The 16,099-nt window shown below is 71.4% G+C and carries 15 protein-coding genes and 1 pseudogene; 8 read left to right on the top strand and 8 right to left on the bottom strand.

Going from position 1 to position 16,099, the window contains the following annotated elements; translation table 11 throughout:
• Positions 1 to 717: 717 nt before the first annotated feature.
• Both ACIRL2_RS46165 and ACIRL2_RS46160 read right to left on the bottom strand, forming a co-directional pair.
• Entirely contained in the window at positions 718 to 1,137 is a 420-nt protein-coding gene (locus ACIRL2_RS46165; RefSeq protein WP_402240960.1) for a PIN domain nuclease, read from the bottom strand.
• A gap of 2 nt (positions 1,138 to 1,139) precedes the next feature.
• A complete protein-coding gene (locus ACIRL2_RS46160; protein WP_402240958.1) occupies positions 1,140 to 1,346 on the bottom strand; it encodes a type II toxin-antitoxin system VapB family antitoxin in 207 nt (68 codons plus the stop codon).
• 1,455 nt (positions 1,347 to 2,801) lie between these two features.
• Between ACIRL2_RS46160 and ACIRL2_RS46155 the strand changes: the two are divergent.
• Both ACIRL2_RS46155 and ACIRL2_RS46150 read left to right on the top strand, forming a co-directional pair.
• Positions 2,802 to 3,011: pseudogene (locus ACIRL2_RS46155) on the top strand (helicase associated domain-containing protein); the annotation flags it as partial.
• Positions 3,012 to 3,889: 878 nt separating this feature from the next.
• Positions 3,890 to 4,648 (top strand): hypothetical protein, encoded by a 759-nt coding sequence (locus tag ACIRL2_RS46150; protein WP_402240956.1) that lies wholly within the window; start codon positions 3,890 to 3,892, stop codon positions 4,646 to 4,648.
• Positions 4,649 to 5,384: 736 nt separating this feature from the next.
• Here the strand turns inward: ACIRL2_RS46150 and ACIRL2_RS46145 are convergent.
• The 5 genes from ACIRL2_RS46145 to ACIRL2_RS46125 form a co-directional block, all read right to left on the bottom strand.
• Complete coding sequence (locus ACIRL2_RS46145; protein WP_402240954.1) at positions 5,385 to 6,245, bottom strand: SigB/SigF/SigG family RNA polymerase sigma factor; 861 nt, start codon at positions 6,243 to 6,245, stop codon at positions 5,385 to 5,387.
• A 212-nt stretch (positions 6,246 to 6,457) separates the two neighbouring features.
• Positions 6,458 to 6,889: an STAS domain-containing protein gene (locus ACIRL2_RS46140; protein ID WP_402240951.1), complete on the bottom strand. Its 432-nt coding sequence runs from the start codon at positions 6,887 to 6,889 to the stop codon at positions 6,458 to 6,460.
• A 39-nt stretch (positions 6,890 to 6,928) separates the two neighbouring features.
• Entirely contained in the window at positions 6,929 to 7,315 is a 387-nt protein-coding gene (locus tag ACIRL2_RS46135; protein WP_402240949.1) for an ATP-binding protein, read from the bottom strand.
• Between the two features lie 155 nt (positions 7,316 to 7,470).
• Complete coding sequence (locus ACIRL2_RS46130; RefSeq protein ID WP_395870812.1) at positions 7,471 to 7,653, bottom strand: YegP family protein; 183 nt, start codon at positions 7,651 to 7,653, stop codon at positions 7,471 to 7,473.
• A gap of 179 nt (positions 7,654 to 7,832) precedes the next feature.
• Entirely contained in the window at positions 7,833 to 8,222 is a 390-nt protein-coding gene (locus ACIRL2_RS46125) for a PRC-barrel domain containing protein (protein ID WP_402240946.1), read from the bottom strand.
• 192 nt (positions 8,223 to 8,414) lie between these two features.
• On the opposite strand from ACIRL2_RS46125, the gene ACIRL2_RS46120 reads away from it, so the two are divergent.
• From ACIRL2_RS46120 to ACIRL2_RS46095, 6 genes are all read left to right on the top strand, one after another.
• Entirely contained in the window at positions 8,415 to 8,639 is a 225-nt protein-coding gene (locus tag ACIRL2_RS46120) for a hypothetical protein (RefSeq protein ID WP_402240945.1), read from the top strand.
• Positions 8,640 to 8,850: 211 nt separating this feature from the next.
• On the top strand, positions 8,851 to 9,291 hold the full coding sequence (locus tag ACIRL2_RS46115) for a hypothetical protein (RefSeq protein ID WP_402240943.1): 441 nt from the start codon (positions 8,851 to 8,853) through the stop codon (positions 9,289 to 9,291).
• Between the two features lie 925 nt (positions 9,292 to 10,216).
• Positions 10,217 to 11,017, top strand: a complete 801-nt coding sequence (locus ACIRL2_RS46110; protein ID WP_402240941.1) for a sigma-70 family RNA polymerase sigma factor — start codon at positions 10,217 to 10,219, stop codon at positions 11,015 to 11,017.
• 1,205 nt (positions 11,018 to 12,222) lie between these two features.
• Positions 12,223 to 12,768 carry a hypothetical protein gene (locus ACIRL2_RS46105; RefSeq protein ID WP_402240938.1) on the top strand — a complete coding sequence of 182 codons (546 nt, stop codon included), beginning with the start codon at positions 12,223 to 12,225 and terminating at the stop codon, positions 12,766 to 12,768.
• 357 nt (positions 12,769 to 13,125) lie between these two features.
• Positions 13,126 to 14,004, top strand: coding sequence for a hypothetical protein (locus tag ACIRL2_RS46100; RefSeq protein ID WP_402240936.1), 879 nt, complete (start codon positions 13,126 to 13,128; stop codon positions 14,002 to 14,004).
• A 25-nt stretch (positions 14,005 to 14,029) separates the two neighbouring features.
• Positions 14,030 to 14,389: a hypothetical protein gene (locus ACIRL2_RS46095; protein ID WP_402240933.1), complete on the top strand. Its 360-nt coding sequence runs from the start codon at positions 14,030 to 14,032 to the stop codon at positions 14,387 to 14,389.
• Positions 14,390 to 15,129: 740 nt separating this feature from the next.
• Here ACIRL2_RS46095 and ACIRL2_RS46090 read toward each other — a convergent pair.
• Complete coding sequence (locus tag ACIRL2_RS46090) at positions 15,130 to 16,047, bottom strand: replication-relaxation family protein (RefSeq protein ID WP_402240931.1); 918 nt, start codon at positions 16,045 to 16,047, stop codon at positions 15,130 to 15,132.
• Between the last annotated feature and the right edge of the window lie 52 nt (positions 16,048 to 16,099).

Genomic DNA, 16,099 nt, shown 5'->3' with positions numbered 1-16,099 from the left:
CTTCCAACCAACACTCAATCGCTACGCGATTGCCCACCGTGCCGGGCATGTTCGGCTCACGACCGCATTGCTCGAGAACTGCACCGGTAGCAGCGGGGGTTGCACCCGGTACCGCATCCGTCCGAGGTTGACGGGCCGGCACTGGAGCAGACCAATACCCCACAACACCAGCGGACTTGGAACCGTCCTCGCCAACCATCATTGGAAATAGGCGACTTCACGACCGGGCGGCCACTTCCAATATAGGTGGGTATCGCGTCACGAGACAAGGTAGTGCATCAAAACTCTACCTGGGTACGATTCGGGAGCAGGGGCAGGTCCCGCCAAGACCCCGACAGGTCCGCTCCGCGGCCCCACCACCACATCAGCGAGCGAACCGGCACCAACCCGCACGCAACCAAACCAGCCCTCCACGGCTACCACAGGCCCGCCCCAGCAACCACCAGGAACCCCTCGACAAGCGACCTGGACGCCCTCCTGCGGCCCTCACGCCCAGATCCGCCGTTCCGCCTGCCCACCAGCCGGCGCAACGCCGCACGACGCCGTCCACAGGCCCGGCGCCCGATCAACAACCCGACCGAAAGTCGTGAGGAAAACCAGACAGGAAAACACGACAGGAAACCGAGAGACACCACAAGAACCGCCGCACCCGCGACACCGGGACTTCGGGCAGAGCCTGATCGAAGGATGACCGGAGAGGGCGCGGAGTGCTCGCCGTCAGTCGGCTGTTCCGGCGGGGGCGACCCATTGGGTGGGCTGGCCGGTGACGGCGGCGATCATGTCGTAGTCGCCGTCGTAGTGCAGGACCACCGCGCCTTGGCGCTCCGCGGTGGCGGCGATGAGCAGGTCGGCCATGGACAGCGCCCGGTGGAAGCCCTTGCCCACCGTCAGGCGCTGGACGTCCTTGGCGCGGTCCCACACCTCGTCCGGACAGGGCAGGTAGTCGAAGCCGGTGAGCAGGCGGTGCAGACGGTCGGCCTCGTCGGCGTCGCGGGCGCTGTGCAGGACTTCCGTCTCCACCGCCCCGGTGACCGCGAGGAGTCCGCGCTCTGACAGGTCGTCCAGGACGGGGCGCACGACGGGTTTGCCCCAGCGGGCGAGCGCGGACTTGTCGATCAGGTAACGCTGCCGGTTCACGGTCACGAGATGTCGTGCGGGGTGGGGCGGTCCTGGTCGAGGAGGTCGAACTCGCCGGAGGCGATCGCGTCCGCCAACTCCCGGCGCCGGGCCAGCTTGACGGCGGCGAGCAGCGCCGCGTTGACCGTGGCGACCTTGGTGCTCGTCCCGAGATGTTCCTGGGCCTCGGCGAGCAACGCGTCGTCGAGATCGATGAGCGTACGAGACATGAAGACTCCCCTGTCCTCCACGGGAAACAACCTCATGATATCAAAACTGGTCCATACTTGATATCGCGGCTGATCCGTGAGGTCCGTTGCGATCCGGAGGCGGCCGGTAGCGGTCGGGGTCCGGGGTGGCAGGCCGTCGACCACGGGGCGGCAGGTGTCCTTGGGGGGGCGAACGATGCGCGTCCGGTTGATGCTGCCGGCCGTGATCGCGGGGGCGTCGGGGTCCACTCCTCGGACCGGGAGCGGCCTGCGAGTACGCATCCTTGCCATGATCGCCCGGTGACCGACGACCAGCGCATAGGCGGTGCTCGCGTGGTCGGGGGTGAGCAGTTCGCGCAGCCGCGCGAGGGGGCGACGCGGACACAGCCGAGGGCGGCCAGGACCCGGCCGCGCAACACCACCTCGCCGACGCCGTCACCGGACACGACCGGGGACTTCGGGTGGGGTTCGTGCCGCGGTGCCGGGCGACGTGTTCGGGCATGGCGGGCTCCTCGATGCCGGGGCACCCCCACTGGGCGCCCGGTGCGTCGGAGAGTGCACGAGCACCCCTTGTCCGCCGTCTGTACGACGCTGTGACCAGCACGAACGCGCGTGCCGTCGAAACACCGACAGACGTCGGACAAGGAGGTCCGATAGATCCCTGTTTCGACCTTACAAGGGCGGCTCAAGACGGTTTCCCCTTGACACCCTTGGTTGTCCCAATTCGCCGGAACCACCGCCACCGCACTGGACGGCCCGAGGTGGCGGCAAGGCGCGTGAGTGCGCACCAACACAAGCAGGTGCGCAACAACGGTGCGGTGCGGTGTGCTGCGGGCCCCGACCTGCGCGCCCCCCTCGATCGAGTCGACGTCGACCACCACGGCGTGAAATTCCCGCTCGGCGGCTGGATTTCCGAACAACGCAGAAACCGAACGAACCGGGAATGGTGTGGTCCCTGCTCGACCAGGCCTGGGAGGACGGGCCGGCCATAGCACGTGACTACGCCCGCGAACACGCCACCCTCGCCGCCCCGGCGACGCCGTGATCGAAGGCTTCCCCATCGGCAGGTGGCTGGAGACCAAACGAAACCAGGACCGCAAGAACGGACTCGACACCGAACGGACCGAGGGCCCTCGATGCGCTCGGAAAACCGTGGAACCCGCCGCGCTGGCCCGTGCCCTGGCAACAACGCCTCACCTACGCTCGCGAACTGCCGGCCGCACGCGGCGACCGGGCCCACTTGGACTACGTCGCCTTGGACGTCGTCCACCGCGGCGAGACCATCGGACAATGGGTCGCCACGCAAAAAGCCGGCCGGGACAAGCTCAACGAGCAACAGCGGGCGGCGCTGAAGGTGTTGGGGCTGACGGCTGACCCCGCCCGGGCGGCCAGGACCACCGTCGCGGCGGCCCCGGCGGCCGAGGAGGCGCGGAGCCGAGCGGCCCGAAACCGAGGCGCAGTCGCGAGCAGGCGTTCGAGATCGCGCTCAGCGCGGCGACCGCCTACCGGGAACGGGTCGGACACCTCGAAGCCCCTCGCGGACACGTCGAAACCGTCACCGCGTTCGACGGCTGGCGCGAGGGCGTACGCCTGGGGGTGTGGATCACCACCACCAGGTCCCGCCGGCCGAAGCTTCCGGTCGAGCGGGTCGCGGCGTTGGACGCGCTCGGCATGCGGTGGACGTAAGTTCGGGTATCGGCCCGGCGGAGACCGCCCTGGTGGCCGAACACACCCGCGTGACGGGCGAAGGCCCTGACCGTCGGCCGCATTTTCCCTTTCTTGGGAGGGGGAGGGCGGCCGTCGCGCGAACACTGCGATCGCGCGTTGGCGCATACACGAGGCACGCGTCCGGTGACGCAGGCGGCCGCCGTGCGGGATGCGCGGGGGTTCGGGTTCGCGGGCAGTCGCGCGGTCGGGAATCGCACGACTGCCCGCGACACCGGGCGGCGTACCGGCCGCATATTCCGGGACGGTCGGGGCGCCGCTTCCACGGACGTTACATGCCCAGGTGCAGAAAACTAGTTATTTGTATGTTTTCGGCAGGCGTGTCGGCGTCGCTCGACGCACCGCTCTCGGGCCGGGTCCTGTTCCCCTTCGGTGGGGGTCGGGACGAGGCGGGCGGGCACGCGCAGGCCGGCCAGGGCGCGCGGCACGGCGGCGGCAGCGGTCCTCTCGCGGTGCGCGACGCGCAACTGCCCGCCGGTCAGGCCCGGGACGCGCAGATCGGCGGCCGGGCCCCATCGCGCAGACCCACCCGCACGTCCTCGATCCCGTCCACGAGTGTTTCGCGGTCCCCACTCGCTCGGCCCGTGCCGCCGTCGATGGGCCGTCTGTCGGCAGGCCCGCGGGCAGTACCGGCGAGGGCGCCCGCGCCGGATCCTGCCGCCGAGCGTGTTGTGCACGCCTCGCACCGCCACGTGCCCGCCTCGGAGGCCGCGCTCACGGGCGTCGCCTCGATTTTCGTCACACCTCGGTGTGACGTCGCCGAGCAGGGTTGCGGACCGGGTTCACCCCAGCGGGTGCACCGGACGTGCCGACCGGAACCGACGGTCGTTAACCCCGGGGTGACCGCATCGACGACGACTCCGGCGAGCGTGCGCCGGTGGCAACCGACCGGCCGCGACCGCGAACTGTTGGCCTGGATCGGACGGTGGCGGTGCATCACCTCCGCCCAGGCCGCCGCCGAGTTCGAACAGCGCGGCACACCCCTGGGCCTGCGGAAGGCACAGCGCAGGTTGCGGGCGGCGCGGGACCTGGGCCTGGTGGCATGGCAACCACCGTTGCAGGCCCACCAGTTCGCGGCGCACTGGCTCACCCGCAAAGGCATGCGCGAGGTCGACCTTCGCGGCAGCGCGGCCGCGCCGTCCCCGGCCTCGCTACAACACGACCTGGCGGTGGTCGACGTCGCACTTCACATCACCCGGACCCGCCCGACGCTCGACCTCGCGAGCGAGCGCGAGCTACGCGCCCACCACCGGGCCCGACCCGACCAGGAACCGGCCGGTGCCGTACGCGTGTTCGCGAACGTCCACGCGACCCGGCCGCGCCTGGTCGTGGCGGACATCCTCACCACCGCCCCCGGCCGCAGCCCCCTCGCGCACCTCGTCAGGTTCGACCGGCCGACCGCCCGCACCGGCACCGAAATGCTCGCCCTCACCACCGCGGACCACCTGGCCGGCGCCGTCTACTGGTGCCCGCCCGACCTGGAAACCAAGACAAGAGACCTGGCCTACGCCACGAACCATCGCGCCCACGTCCTCGGCCGCAACGACGGCCACCCCATCGTCGTACGCGCTCTGCCGCCGTCCCCGCACCCGTCCTGACCGGCTCGGCTCCTCGCACACGGCCCCCCGCGGGCACCGGTCATGCCCCGACGGCCGAACGTCGCGGCGACCGACACGTTCGAGGGAACGTTCACGCATCCGGCTCAATTCCGCGTAATGTAGGCCGTTTTGCCGTCATCGTGGACACACGCCCTTCGCGGGATCCGCGTCCGTCCGCGACGAACGCGCGGAATGTGCCCCCGCGGCGGGAACGCGACGAGGGCATCGACCACCTGTCGATGCCGCGCCCACCCCGAACACCCCGACCGCCGACATGCCTCGCGGCCCTCGAGCAGCGTTCGCCCCCCGGCCCCGCACGCTGCCTCACCCGGCCGGAGCCACCGCGTCGGCGGGAAGTTCCGGTTCTGTTTCCCTGGGATCGTTCCCGTGTTCACGGCCGGCGGGGACTCTTGCTCCGATCCAGGCGTCGACATCCGAGCGACGATCGCGAACGGACGACGTGAAACGGCTTTGTGGTGGTGACGGCCGACAAGGGGTGCGGTCCGACGACCGAACGGGGACGGACGGGCGTCGGACCGCATTGTGTGACGGCCACGGGGTTGTCGACCGGCCCGACCATTCACTCACGGAATGTGATGATCGTTCAACCATCGGTGCTGCCCTGGACAACTCATTCTGTGCAGCGCTCCGGCGCCGCGACGATTCGCGGGAGTTCGTCGAACTCCCGGCAGCGGGGTGTGGACGGTTGTCGACGCGCCGGGTGATGCGGGAGCGGTCAGGGAGCGATCAGTTCGGCGCGGAGTTTGTCGAGGATGCGGGTGAGGAGTCGGGAGATGTGCATCTGGGACAGTCCCAGGTGTTCGCCGATCTGGGCCTGGGTCATGTCCTGGCCGAAGCGCATGGACACGATGTCGCGTTCGCGTTCGGGCAGGGCGGCGATGGCGGGTTTGAGGACGTGCAGGTTCTCGACCATGTCGAAGCCCGGGTCCACGAATGACGCCTTCGCGCTGTACGCGCCGGCGGGTCCGTCGTCGTCGCCGGCGGGGGCGTCCAGGGACGCTGCGGTGTAGCCGGCCGAGGCGGTCAGGCCCTCCGTGACCTCTTCGACGCTGGTCCCGGTGAGGGTGGTGAGTTCGGCCTTGGTGGGTTCGCGGTCGTGTTCGGTGGTGAACGCGTCGCGGGCCCTGGCCAGTTCCAGGCGCAGCTCCTGCAGGCGGCGCGGGACGTGCACGGCCCAGGAGGTGTCGCGGAAGAAGCGCTTGATCTCGCCGGAGATGGTGGGGATGGCGAAGGTGGGGAACTCGGTGCCGAACGCGGGATCGAACCGGTCGATGGCCTTGATCAGGCCGATCGTGCCGACCTGGACCATCTCCTCGGTGGTCTCGGGACGAGTCCTGAACCGCCCGGCGACGTAGCGCACGAGCGGGATGTTCAGCTCGATGAGGGTGTTGCGCACGTACTGGTACTCGTGCGTGCCCTCCTCCAACACCTTCAGCCGATCGAAGAGCACCTTCGACATCGTCCGGGCGTCCGTCGCCGTCATACTCGCCATGTCCTCGGCCGTGAGGTGGTCGACGGGGCGCGGGTGGCATGCGGTGACGGTCGTCTCGGTGATGTTCGCGGTGCTCGGGCTCATCTGGGCATCCCCTTCGATCGTCGGACGGGCGCAGGGCCAGCCTGCCCGGGGCGGCGCGGGGTACACCCGTTTGCAGTAGCGGACCGGATGCCGAACCGGGCGTGCCGCCAGGAATACCTTGTCGCTGCCGCCGTATGGGCGCCCGCAGCGGCGGACTTCGAAGCCCGCCTCGGCGACACACGGGGGAAGCGTTCGGAGTGTGCGCGCCTGTCCTAGGCGTTGTGGCGCGCTCCGGGGGGCGGAGTGTCGTCGGTTTCGATCGCGGCCAAGGCGTGGTCGACGTCGTGGTGTTCGGCGACGACCAGGGACAGACCGGTCACGCGCAGCATTTTGCGGAAGCGTTCGGGTGGGGCCGCGAGGGAGACGGTGCCTTGGTGGGCGCGGGTGCGGTGGTGGAGGGCGACGAGGACGGCCAGGCCGGTGGAGTCGGAGAATCGCAGGTGGGTCAGGTTCAGCACGACATGGTGCAGGCCTTGCTCGATCAGCTCGAAGCAGCCTTCGCGCAGTCGGGGCGCGGTGTGGTGGTCGAGGTGGCCGCGAACGTCGACGACCGCGACGGCCGGACCCGGGGTGTGCACGGTCAGAACGAGGTCGGGTTCGGCCACGTTCATCGGATCGCCGCCTTGCTCGTCGGGGTCGTCCATATCGTCGCACTCGATCCTGGGGCTGTGTCTCGCACGGCCTCAGCGTCGGATGCGGGCGAGGATGTGTTTGCCCGCGCCGTGTTGTTCGACGGTCCACGTGGTGGTGAGCATGTCGAGCAGACGCAGGCCGTATCCGCCGTCGCCGTTCGCGGGGCGTTGGAGGACGAGGCGATCGCGAGCGTGATCGCCCACCGCGATCTCGACTCCGTCGAGGGTGGGACTCAGGTTCAACTTGGCCTCGCCACGGGTGTGGCGAAGAGCGTTGCCGACGAGTTCCGAGACGATCTGGACGACATCGTCCGCGCGGTCCGGGGGCCAACCCCGGGCGTCGTGGACCGCAGCGCGGAGCCGGCCCAGGACACCGGGGCCGCGTGTCGGGGTCCAACTCCGGGCCGCTGTGGGCGGGTTGCGTGGCGGAATCGTCATGTCCGGGCTCCCACCCGTGATGATGTCGGTGAAGCACCGCCGATTCGAACCGGCGGGCCCCGCGTGGGGAACGCGCAGTCGGCTGCGCGCCGGGCCCTGCCGACGGCCGGACCCGGGGCCGCCGCGCTCGCCGGGCGCGGCGGCCCCTGCGGGGGTCACGAGTCGAGGGTCTCGACCTTGGCGTCGGCCGCGTTGGTCCTCACCGATTCGACGCCCTTGAGGCAGGCGGCCTTGGTCTCGTAGGCCTCGCCGGTGGCGACGATCTCGCCGTTGCCGGCCTTGAGCCGGAACCTGAACTTGCCGTTCTTGTCGGTGTACACCTCGAACTTGCCTGCCATGGGATTCACCCGGCCTCTCGGTTCGTGCGGCGTCGGCACGGATGCCGGCGTGCGCGTTCGTGTGTGATGGGCGTGTGCCGGCAGCGCGGTGGCGGACCGGGCACGAATAGGCGCGCGGTCGGGGCGACGGCGTCTCGGCACGCTCGCAGGCGGCGGGCGGCAGCGGATCCGCTCACCGGCTACGGCGTGCCGGCGGGGCCGGTGCCCGGGGTGCCCGGTGTCGTGTTGCCGTAGTAGTCGCCGGTGCGGCTGCGGTGGTCGTGGTCGTCGAGGTGCTTGTCCTTGTCGAACTCGGGCGAGTTCTTGATCTCCTCCTTGGTGCGCGAGACGTGGACGACCTTGTTCTCGGTGTCGATGCTCGCGATCGTGCCCGCGGGGAGCAGGACGTGCTTGCCGAAGATCCACACACCGGTGTCGACCACCAGGTAGGACGCGTCGACGTCGTCGTTGTGCTTGTCGACCTTGCCGATGTGGCCGTCGGTGGCGTCGACCTTGTAGCCGGCCAGGCTCGTACCCGCGGTGTAGCCGGACTCGGGACGGTGACCCCACACGTTGTCGGCGGTACTCACGGAAACCCTCCTCGGATATCGACGACCCCCGCGGCAGACGGCGAACCACCGACCGCCACCCAGGACTCGTCCGCGCAATAACTCTGCGCACGCCTGCCCCGCCACCCCTGCTCCACACCCCCCGGTTCGCCACGGCACGGTCCGGGTAGCGGAACCCGACACCCGACCGACAACCCACCAGCGGAGGCACCGATGAGCGAGACCGGCGACATCACCGGGACCAAGGACAAGGACTACAACATCATCTGGTTCACCGAGGCATGCCTGAGCAATGCCCTACGCCTGCAGACCTACATCCGGGACGCGGAACGCGACGGTGACAACGAGCTCGCCGAATTCTTCCGACGCGCCCAGGGCGAGAGCCGCAAGGGCGCCGAACAGGCCAAGGCACTCCTGCGCGCACGGCTGGGCGGCTGACCCCGGAATCCGAACGTCGGCGTGTTCCCGCACGGGGCGGCCGCGGGGGAACACGCCGACGACCGACCGGGCACATCACGGCATTCATCCTCGACCGACACCACGACGTCGGAGCGATGCCGATCCCCACGGAGAGAGGAAGACAATGGTCGACGACGGCGAAGTCCGTGTGCGCGTGAACGACGGCCGGGCACTGGTGACACTCCCCCCAGTGGTGGACGCGACGGCCGCCCACGGCGTGCGCCAAGCCCTCCTGAGAAGCATCAACGCGCTGCCCGACCACGTCGTCGACGTCGACTTCGACCTCTCCGACACCGTCCTGGACGACGCCGGCACCGCGGCCATCGGCGCCGCCCGCCGCCACGCGTTCCTGCTCGGACTACGCCCGGGACACCCCACCGCGAAACCCATCGCCCAGGCCCAGCACCGAGGCTGCCCCCTTCAGACCGAGGTCCGCCCGGCCGCGGGCTGTTCGTCCACTCGTCGGCAGGTGGATGCGTTCTGCCCGGGTGAGTCCGAGGTCGGCGTAGATGTTCCCGCCTGCGGCCGTCGAGCCGTTGTCCGCGGCAATCAGGATCGGGCGCCGTGCGCCCCGAGCGGAGTCGCCAAGACGACGCCGCCGTCGAGGAGCGGTTCCTCGTCCGGTTCGTGACCGACCGCGACCCCACGCTCCTGCGCGACTTCATCAACCTGCGTGTGATCAACGGCCCTTGGGGGCGCGCCGAGGGGAGGTGATCCGCCGTAACGTCGAATCGTCTCCGGTGCCCCCTTCGTCACCCCTGGGTTGGGTGTAGGCCCTCGAGCCGGCTCCGACGGTTCAGTCGTAGAACGCCGCGAAGTGTGCGACGTCCTCGGCTTCGCGGCGCCGCCGATGCCCGGGACAGGCGACCAGCAGGGATGGCGGGCACGGGAGTTGGGGGCCGCGCACGAGGGCCGGGTGGGTGCGGTGCTCCGACGGCGCGATGCCCCGTGCTCTTCGACTGATTGCCCGGCGGCCGCAGTGAGTGAGTGAGTGAGTGAGTGCCGCCGGGCCCGGGCGCCTCCTCCCCCTCGGTCGGAAGGAGACGCCCACCCACCACCGCGATCCTCCCGGAGCCTGGGAGAGAGGACCGCACCTGGCGACTGCCCCGGCCGCGGCGGCCCGCACGAGCCCGATCGGGTGACGTCCGAGGCGGCGACACGGACCCGGGTGTGCGTTCGCCGGCGCCGGACACGGCGCGACCGGGTGGGGAGGGCACCTCCGGGTCGGTGCCGGTCACCCGAACGGCCGCATCCACGTCCGGCCCCGTCCGTTCGTCCGTCGTGCCACCGGGAAGATCCGGTTTGCGCATGTTTCTCTTGGATCGTCCCTGTGTCCAGGGTCGACGGAGTGTGACCCGACGGCATGCCCGAAGAGGTGGCGTCGTGTACGGCCCGCGCTCTCGTCGGCCGCGTGCGCGCGGATGCGTCCCACCCGACGGGTGTGGACGGGCCGCGGGGTGGAAGGCATCGGACGAACGGCCCCGCCCCGGGCCCTCGCCCCTTTCCCGACGGTCCCCCGGCGTCCGCCGCGCACCCGTTCGGAGGCCGAGCCCGCGATGACCCCCACCCCGAGCAGCACCGACGCCTCGGGCGGCCTGCGTGCCGTCACCGACCGCAACCTCGTCCGCCTCGCCACCCTGGAGGCGGGCACCCGCGCGCACGCCGCGCTGCGCAACGAGATCGTCGAGGACAACCTCAACCTCGTCTCCCACGCCTGCAACCGCTACACCCACCGCGCCGACCTGCGCGAAGACCTGCGCCAAGTCGCCGCGATCGGCCTGATCAAAGCCGTGGACCGCTACCGCCCCGACCACGGCGCGAACTTCCTGTCCTACGCGATCCCCACCATCGCGGGCGAGTTGAAACGCTACTTCCGCGACCACACCTGGGCCGTCCACGCCCGCCGCGGCGAACAGGAGCTCTACCTGCGCCTGGTACGAGCCCGCGAGGACCTGGCGGGCCGGCTCGGCCGCGAACCCACCACCGCCGAACTCGCCACCGACCTCGGCGAGGACCACGACCGCGTACGCCTGGGCCTGGACCTGGGCGCCGCCCTGCGCGCCGACTCCCTCGACGCACCCCCCGGCCCCGGCGGCAACGACCCCACCGCCGCCACCGGACACGACCTGCGCGGGGAACCCGACCCCGCACTCGAACTCGTCCTCGACCGCGAGGCGTTGCGTCCACTGATCGCCGAACTCGACGACCGCGACCGCCACATCCTCAAACTCCGCTTCTGGGACGACCTCACCCAAGCCGAGATCGGCACCATCCTCGGCCTCTCCCAGATGCACGTCTCCCGACTCCTCACCCGAGCCTTCACCACCCTGCGCACCGGCATGCTCGCCACCACCTGAAACCGGGGCCTCGACCGAAACAGCCGACGTCGGGCGGCACGGCACCGGCCACGGCGGACCCCGCCGGTCCGGAACGAAGCCGCAGCCGATGTGGGACGTCCGCGGTGGAAGAAGGCGCTCCGGCCCCATCTTCCGAGGGCCGGAGCACCACGACTCACAGTAACCGACCCCTCTCGCGTCGCGGTCCGCGAAGAGGTGTCGGTCGAACTCCTCGCCGGCACCCACCGCTGACCCGCCCGAGGACACGCCGACGGGATATTCCTTTGCGTCGCACCGAGACCCCGCACACACGTCCCGCAGGGGTCTCGGCGTGTTCTGCCCTCACGACCACCGGCCGAGGCGACGGCACCTGGACCCGCCACGAGGAAGGACGAACGGGAACGGGCGGGTTCGCCCGGTCGAAGAACCCTGGCCGGGACACGGGGGTAGGCCCCGCGAGCACAGTGACCGGGCCGGCACGGACGCGCGCCGGGCCTCGCCCGCGTATGGAGGAAGGACGTCGTGGCATTCGCAACAGCGCGAACCGCCGGCGCGCCGAAACGGATCCCGACCACACCCCGTGGGATCCGGGCTGCGGTGCCCGCCCTGATCGTGACCGCGGCGGGCACTCGGCCGTCGCCACCCACAACCGGTGACACCGCACAGGCCGATCGAATTCGGGGACCGAACGGGGCAACGTCACGTGCGCGACGGCGGTCACCGCAGGAGGTATCGGTGGACCGCGCCCGGTCCGACCGGACGCACCTCCCTCCGCCCCGGGCCGAACGCGGATGACATCCCGCAGCCCGACGCAGCCGCAGCCCCTCGCTCAGCTGGCCCGGGCCCGGCACCCCCCTGCCGGTTGCGCCCGCACCATCCACGCGCCGCGTCCGTGACACCGCCACCCCGCGATACACCGCCGCACTCGGACGACCCGGACGGTGGCCCGCAGGCGGGTTCACCCGGTCGAGGGACCATGGTCCGGGCCCGGGCGGGCATGCTCCGAACACGGCGGCCGGGAAGTCCCGGAGGAGTGCCTCCCGGTCCGCCCCGCATACGAAACGGCGGTGGGCGCGGGGCCGCCCCACACACCACCGACGTCGCGCGCACCGGGCCAACCCACCGCGACTGAGCGGCCGTCGAGGCGGGTACACACTCTCGTCCCCCGACCGGGGCGCGCGGCACGGGCGCGCCCCGGCCCCGTTCCCACGCGCAGGGAGAACGCCATGACACACGCACCCGAACCGCGACCCACGACGACCTCGGCGCGTCGCGAACCCACCCCACCCGCCACGCAATTCGGGACACAGGCAACCCCACCCGGCTCCCCCACCCTCCCCCCGCGACACTCCTCACGCACGGCGCGCACGGCCCCGGCCTTTTCCCGACCCGCCGCACCGACACCCACGACACACTCCGACCCGGCCCGCCCCACACCGACCGCACCGGCGTCGCCGGCGTCGCCGACGTCGGTCGCTTCGGGCAACCCGGTCGAGGAACCATCCGAGGCCATCACGCCAGAGCCCCCGGACGACGCGGCGCAGACGCTGCTGCGTCTGACGGCGGCACATCGCCCGATCGGCGACCTCGCCCGCCTGATCGCGATCCTGAGGAACAGCCCGGGGAGCGCCGCGGACGACGTGCTGCGCGAGGCGGCGATGACCCGACCCGTGAGCGAACTCGTGCAATTGGCGGAACTGTTGCGCAACCCCGCCCCCGCCGGGCAGGGCGGGCACGTCGCCGAACGACCCGTTCGACCCCCCGCGCGGTAGGCGGGCACCGAGGCGAAAACCCGAAAGCCCCAGCCGCACGTGTCGGGAGGCGTCGGGGATCTCGAGCGGCGTCCCGTTCCTTCGTGAACGAATAGCGGCGGTCACCCAATGCGACTGAACGGTTGCACGGGCGGGTACGCGCCCTCGACCGGCGACCGGGAAGCGTGCCCACGGGCGCGGTCCGGGTCGTGTTCCCACGTGCAGGGAGAACCCGTGACCTTCCCGTCCGACCCCCAACCGCCCCCGCCCGCCCCCCGTTTCGAGACCTGGTCGCCCCCGCCCGGCGCGCCCCCACGACCCGCCTCGCCGCCACATCGCCCCGGCGACCAAGCGCCCTCGTGGTCGGACCCCGCGCCCATGCCGCCGCAGCCCGATTCCTTCGAGCACCCGACCCCGCACGACCCGGACGACGCGGCCCGGGAGCCCTTCCACGACACGACGCCCGGCCTCCCGGGCGATGCGGCGGAAACGCTGCTGCGCCTGGCGACCACCCACCGCTCCATCCCCGACGTCGCCCGGATGATCGCCATCCTGGGCGACTGCTCCGGCATGGCCGCCGAAGATGCCCTGCGCCAGGCCGCGACGACCCGACCGGTCAGCGACCTCGTGCTCCTGGCCGACCTGCTCGGCAACCCCACCCACGCCCGACTGGGCCGACGCCCCGCCGAGGAAGACGACCCACACCGCCCGAGCGGGGACGCCGGCGCGTGGCCGTCCGTGCCGTCGGCGTCCACCGCCCAGGCGCCTCCGGAACGGGGGCCGTCGACGGCCGCAGGCACGGGCACGGGGTCGGGGGCGGGTCTGCGCTGGGTCACCGCACTCGGCCTGGCGGTATCCGCACTGGCACTGGGCAGCGCGATTCCAGCGAGCCTGCGCACACCCCCGTACGCCGCGGGAGGGTTCGCCCTGGTCGGTCTGGTGTGCCTGTTCCTCGCCGGGATCACCACCGTGCGCGCCGTCCGCGGCACACACCTGGCCACCCTGGTGGCCGGGTGCGCGACCATCGCCACCGCGCTCGCACCCCGCCTGGTCGCCGACGCCGGCGCTCCGTTCCAGGCGTGGGGCCCGATCGCCCTGGGCGCCGGCACCCTCACCGCACTGTGCGCCGCGGCGGCCCTGACCCGACCCACCGACCCACCCGACCCCCGCCAAGCACGCCGCCCGGTCGACTTCGAACCCTGGGAGGCCACCATGCTCGAACACCGCACCACCGACACCACCCGCATGCTCGGCTGAACAACCGGCAAGGAAAGCCCCTTTCATGACCGACGAGACCTGGATCGAACGGGCGCGGGCGATCGACGGCACGGGCGAACTGCGCAAGTACGTCGCCGAGATCCGCGCCGAGGTGCTCCGGGTACGCACGGGCCTGGCCTTCGCCGCGTGGGGCGCCCTCGGACGTCGTGCCTGGCGCGACACTCCCGTCGACGAGCGCCCCGACCCCGACGTCCTTCTGCGCGGCCTGGAGACGACCACCGTCCCACCCGGGACGCCCGCCAGGGACGCCGTGTACCGGCAGTCGCTCGCGGCCCTGCTGGTGACGCTGGACGCGGCCGACCGCGCGGCACTGACCGCATGGCTCGCCGGCATCAACGCCCACGACCCCGACTGGACCGCCTGACGCCACCCGCCGCCCGGCGAGGGGACCTCGTCGAGGAAACCACGCTCCTGGTCGGCGACGGGGAACACACGGCAAAGCCGGGCGTGATGGTCGCCGAGGCCGCGGGTGCACGCACACGGGCCTGGCCTTCGCCGCGCATTTGCCTGTGGGACATGGGTTCCACCCCGATGCCCGAAGCGATGCGCCGGGCGGTTCTGCAACTCGCCGCCGAGGCGATCTCCCACATCCGGGACGTGCTTCGCTACAGCGAGCCGAACGTCGGCCACGACGCGAGACGAATGACGATGTACCTGGCCACCGACGCGGCGGACACCATGAACTCGGCCGCCCTCCTGATCGCCGCATGGTGCCAGGAGGAAGGAGCCTCCGCGTCGACGCTCCGCCGATACCTGCAGGTCGAGCAACAACGCGATCGCCAACCGGGTCCTCAGGCGAAGGACCGGGCCCGCGTCGCGGCCTTGCTCGCCCCGTCCGAGGATTTCGACGTATCGGTGGCGTGCGAAGACCGGGCCGCGGCTCGGCGCCCTGCCGGAACGGTGGGTGAAGGGAAGGAAGGCAACTCTTCCCCCAGGGCAGGGAAGAGTTGTCGGCTTCCGAAGACGAGTCGGACAAGGGGTGTGACCTGCCGTTTTCGTCTTTGCGTCGGGTCGGGGGTGCGCACCGTGGCGCGCATGGTCGCCCGCACCCCGGTACGCACCTCGACAACCACCCCTTGTCCCGGCCCCGGCAGCGGCCCGGGGTCACCAGATCCGCACCCAGATCCGGGCACGGGGACCGTGGGCGATCAGGGGCTGGAGGTGGGTGACGCGGATGGGCAGGCTGTCGTGGACCGCGCGGGCGTTGAAGAGTTCCCGGCGCAGTTCGGCGGCGATGGCGGGCAGGTCCCCGGGGGGTCGGTTGTCCAGGACGAGCCACAGGTCGGGGCGGGTGGTGTAGCGGGCGTCCCAGGCGGGTCGGGTGGAGCCGATGAGGTGGCGGGGGCCGACGTGGACGCGGTGCGCGGCCCAGCGGGTCCAGTCCCGGAGCTTTCTCGTCAGCACGGGGACGGACTCGGTGTTGCGGTCGATCTCGACGAGGTGGCCGCTGGTGTTCGTGGTGACGACGGCGTCGGCGATGGGGTTGTGTTTGTCGAAGGGGTGGGCGATCTCGACCTGCCAGTCGGTGACCGGGCCCAGGCCGTGGCGCACGCACGCTGCCGCGGTCGCGGTGACGGCCAGGGCGTGGTCCACCAGGGCGCTGTCCAACGCCTTACGGCCGGTCGCCGCGTGGGGGCGGGGCGGTGTCATGCCGGAGTCGTCCACCGCGGTGCGGCCGGCGGATGTCAGGTGCCAGACCATGGAGTTCCCGACCCGGACCCGATCGACCAGGCCCCGCTCGCGCAGGGCGGACGCCTCGCGGCGCACGACGTCGGCGGACGCGGCGTGCGGGTTGACGAACCGGTGCAACTGCGCGGTGGTGGCCACCCGTATCGATGCCAGACTCAGGAGCACGCCTTGTGCCACGGTGACGCCCACCGTGGACACAAGGGATGCTGTGGAGGTGGCCGGTGGCGCGGCCGCGGGGGCGGTCGGCCGAGGAGGCGGGGCCGAGGTCGCGGCTGCGTATGCGTCCCAGAGGTCGGTGGATGCGGTGGTGCGGGTGACGGGGTCGGTGGACATCGGGGCCTCCCGGAACGAGCGGATACGTGCCGGAAGGATGGCGAGCACCCCC

It is taken from the genome of Embleya sp. NPDC127516 (genome assembly GCF_044765325.1).
Taxonomy (GTDB): Bacteria; Actinomycetota; Actinomycetes; order Streptomycetales; family Streptomycetaceae; genus Embleya.
This window is presented reverse-complemented; position numbering and strand designations above follow the sequence as displayed.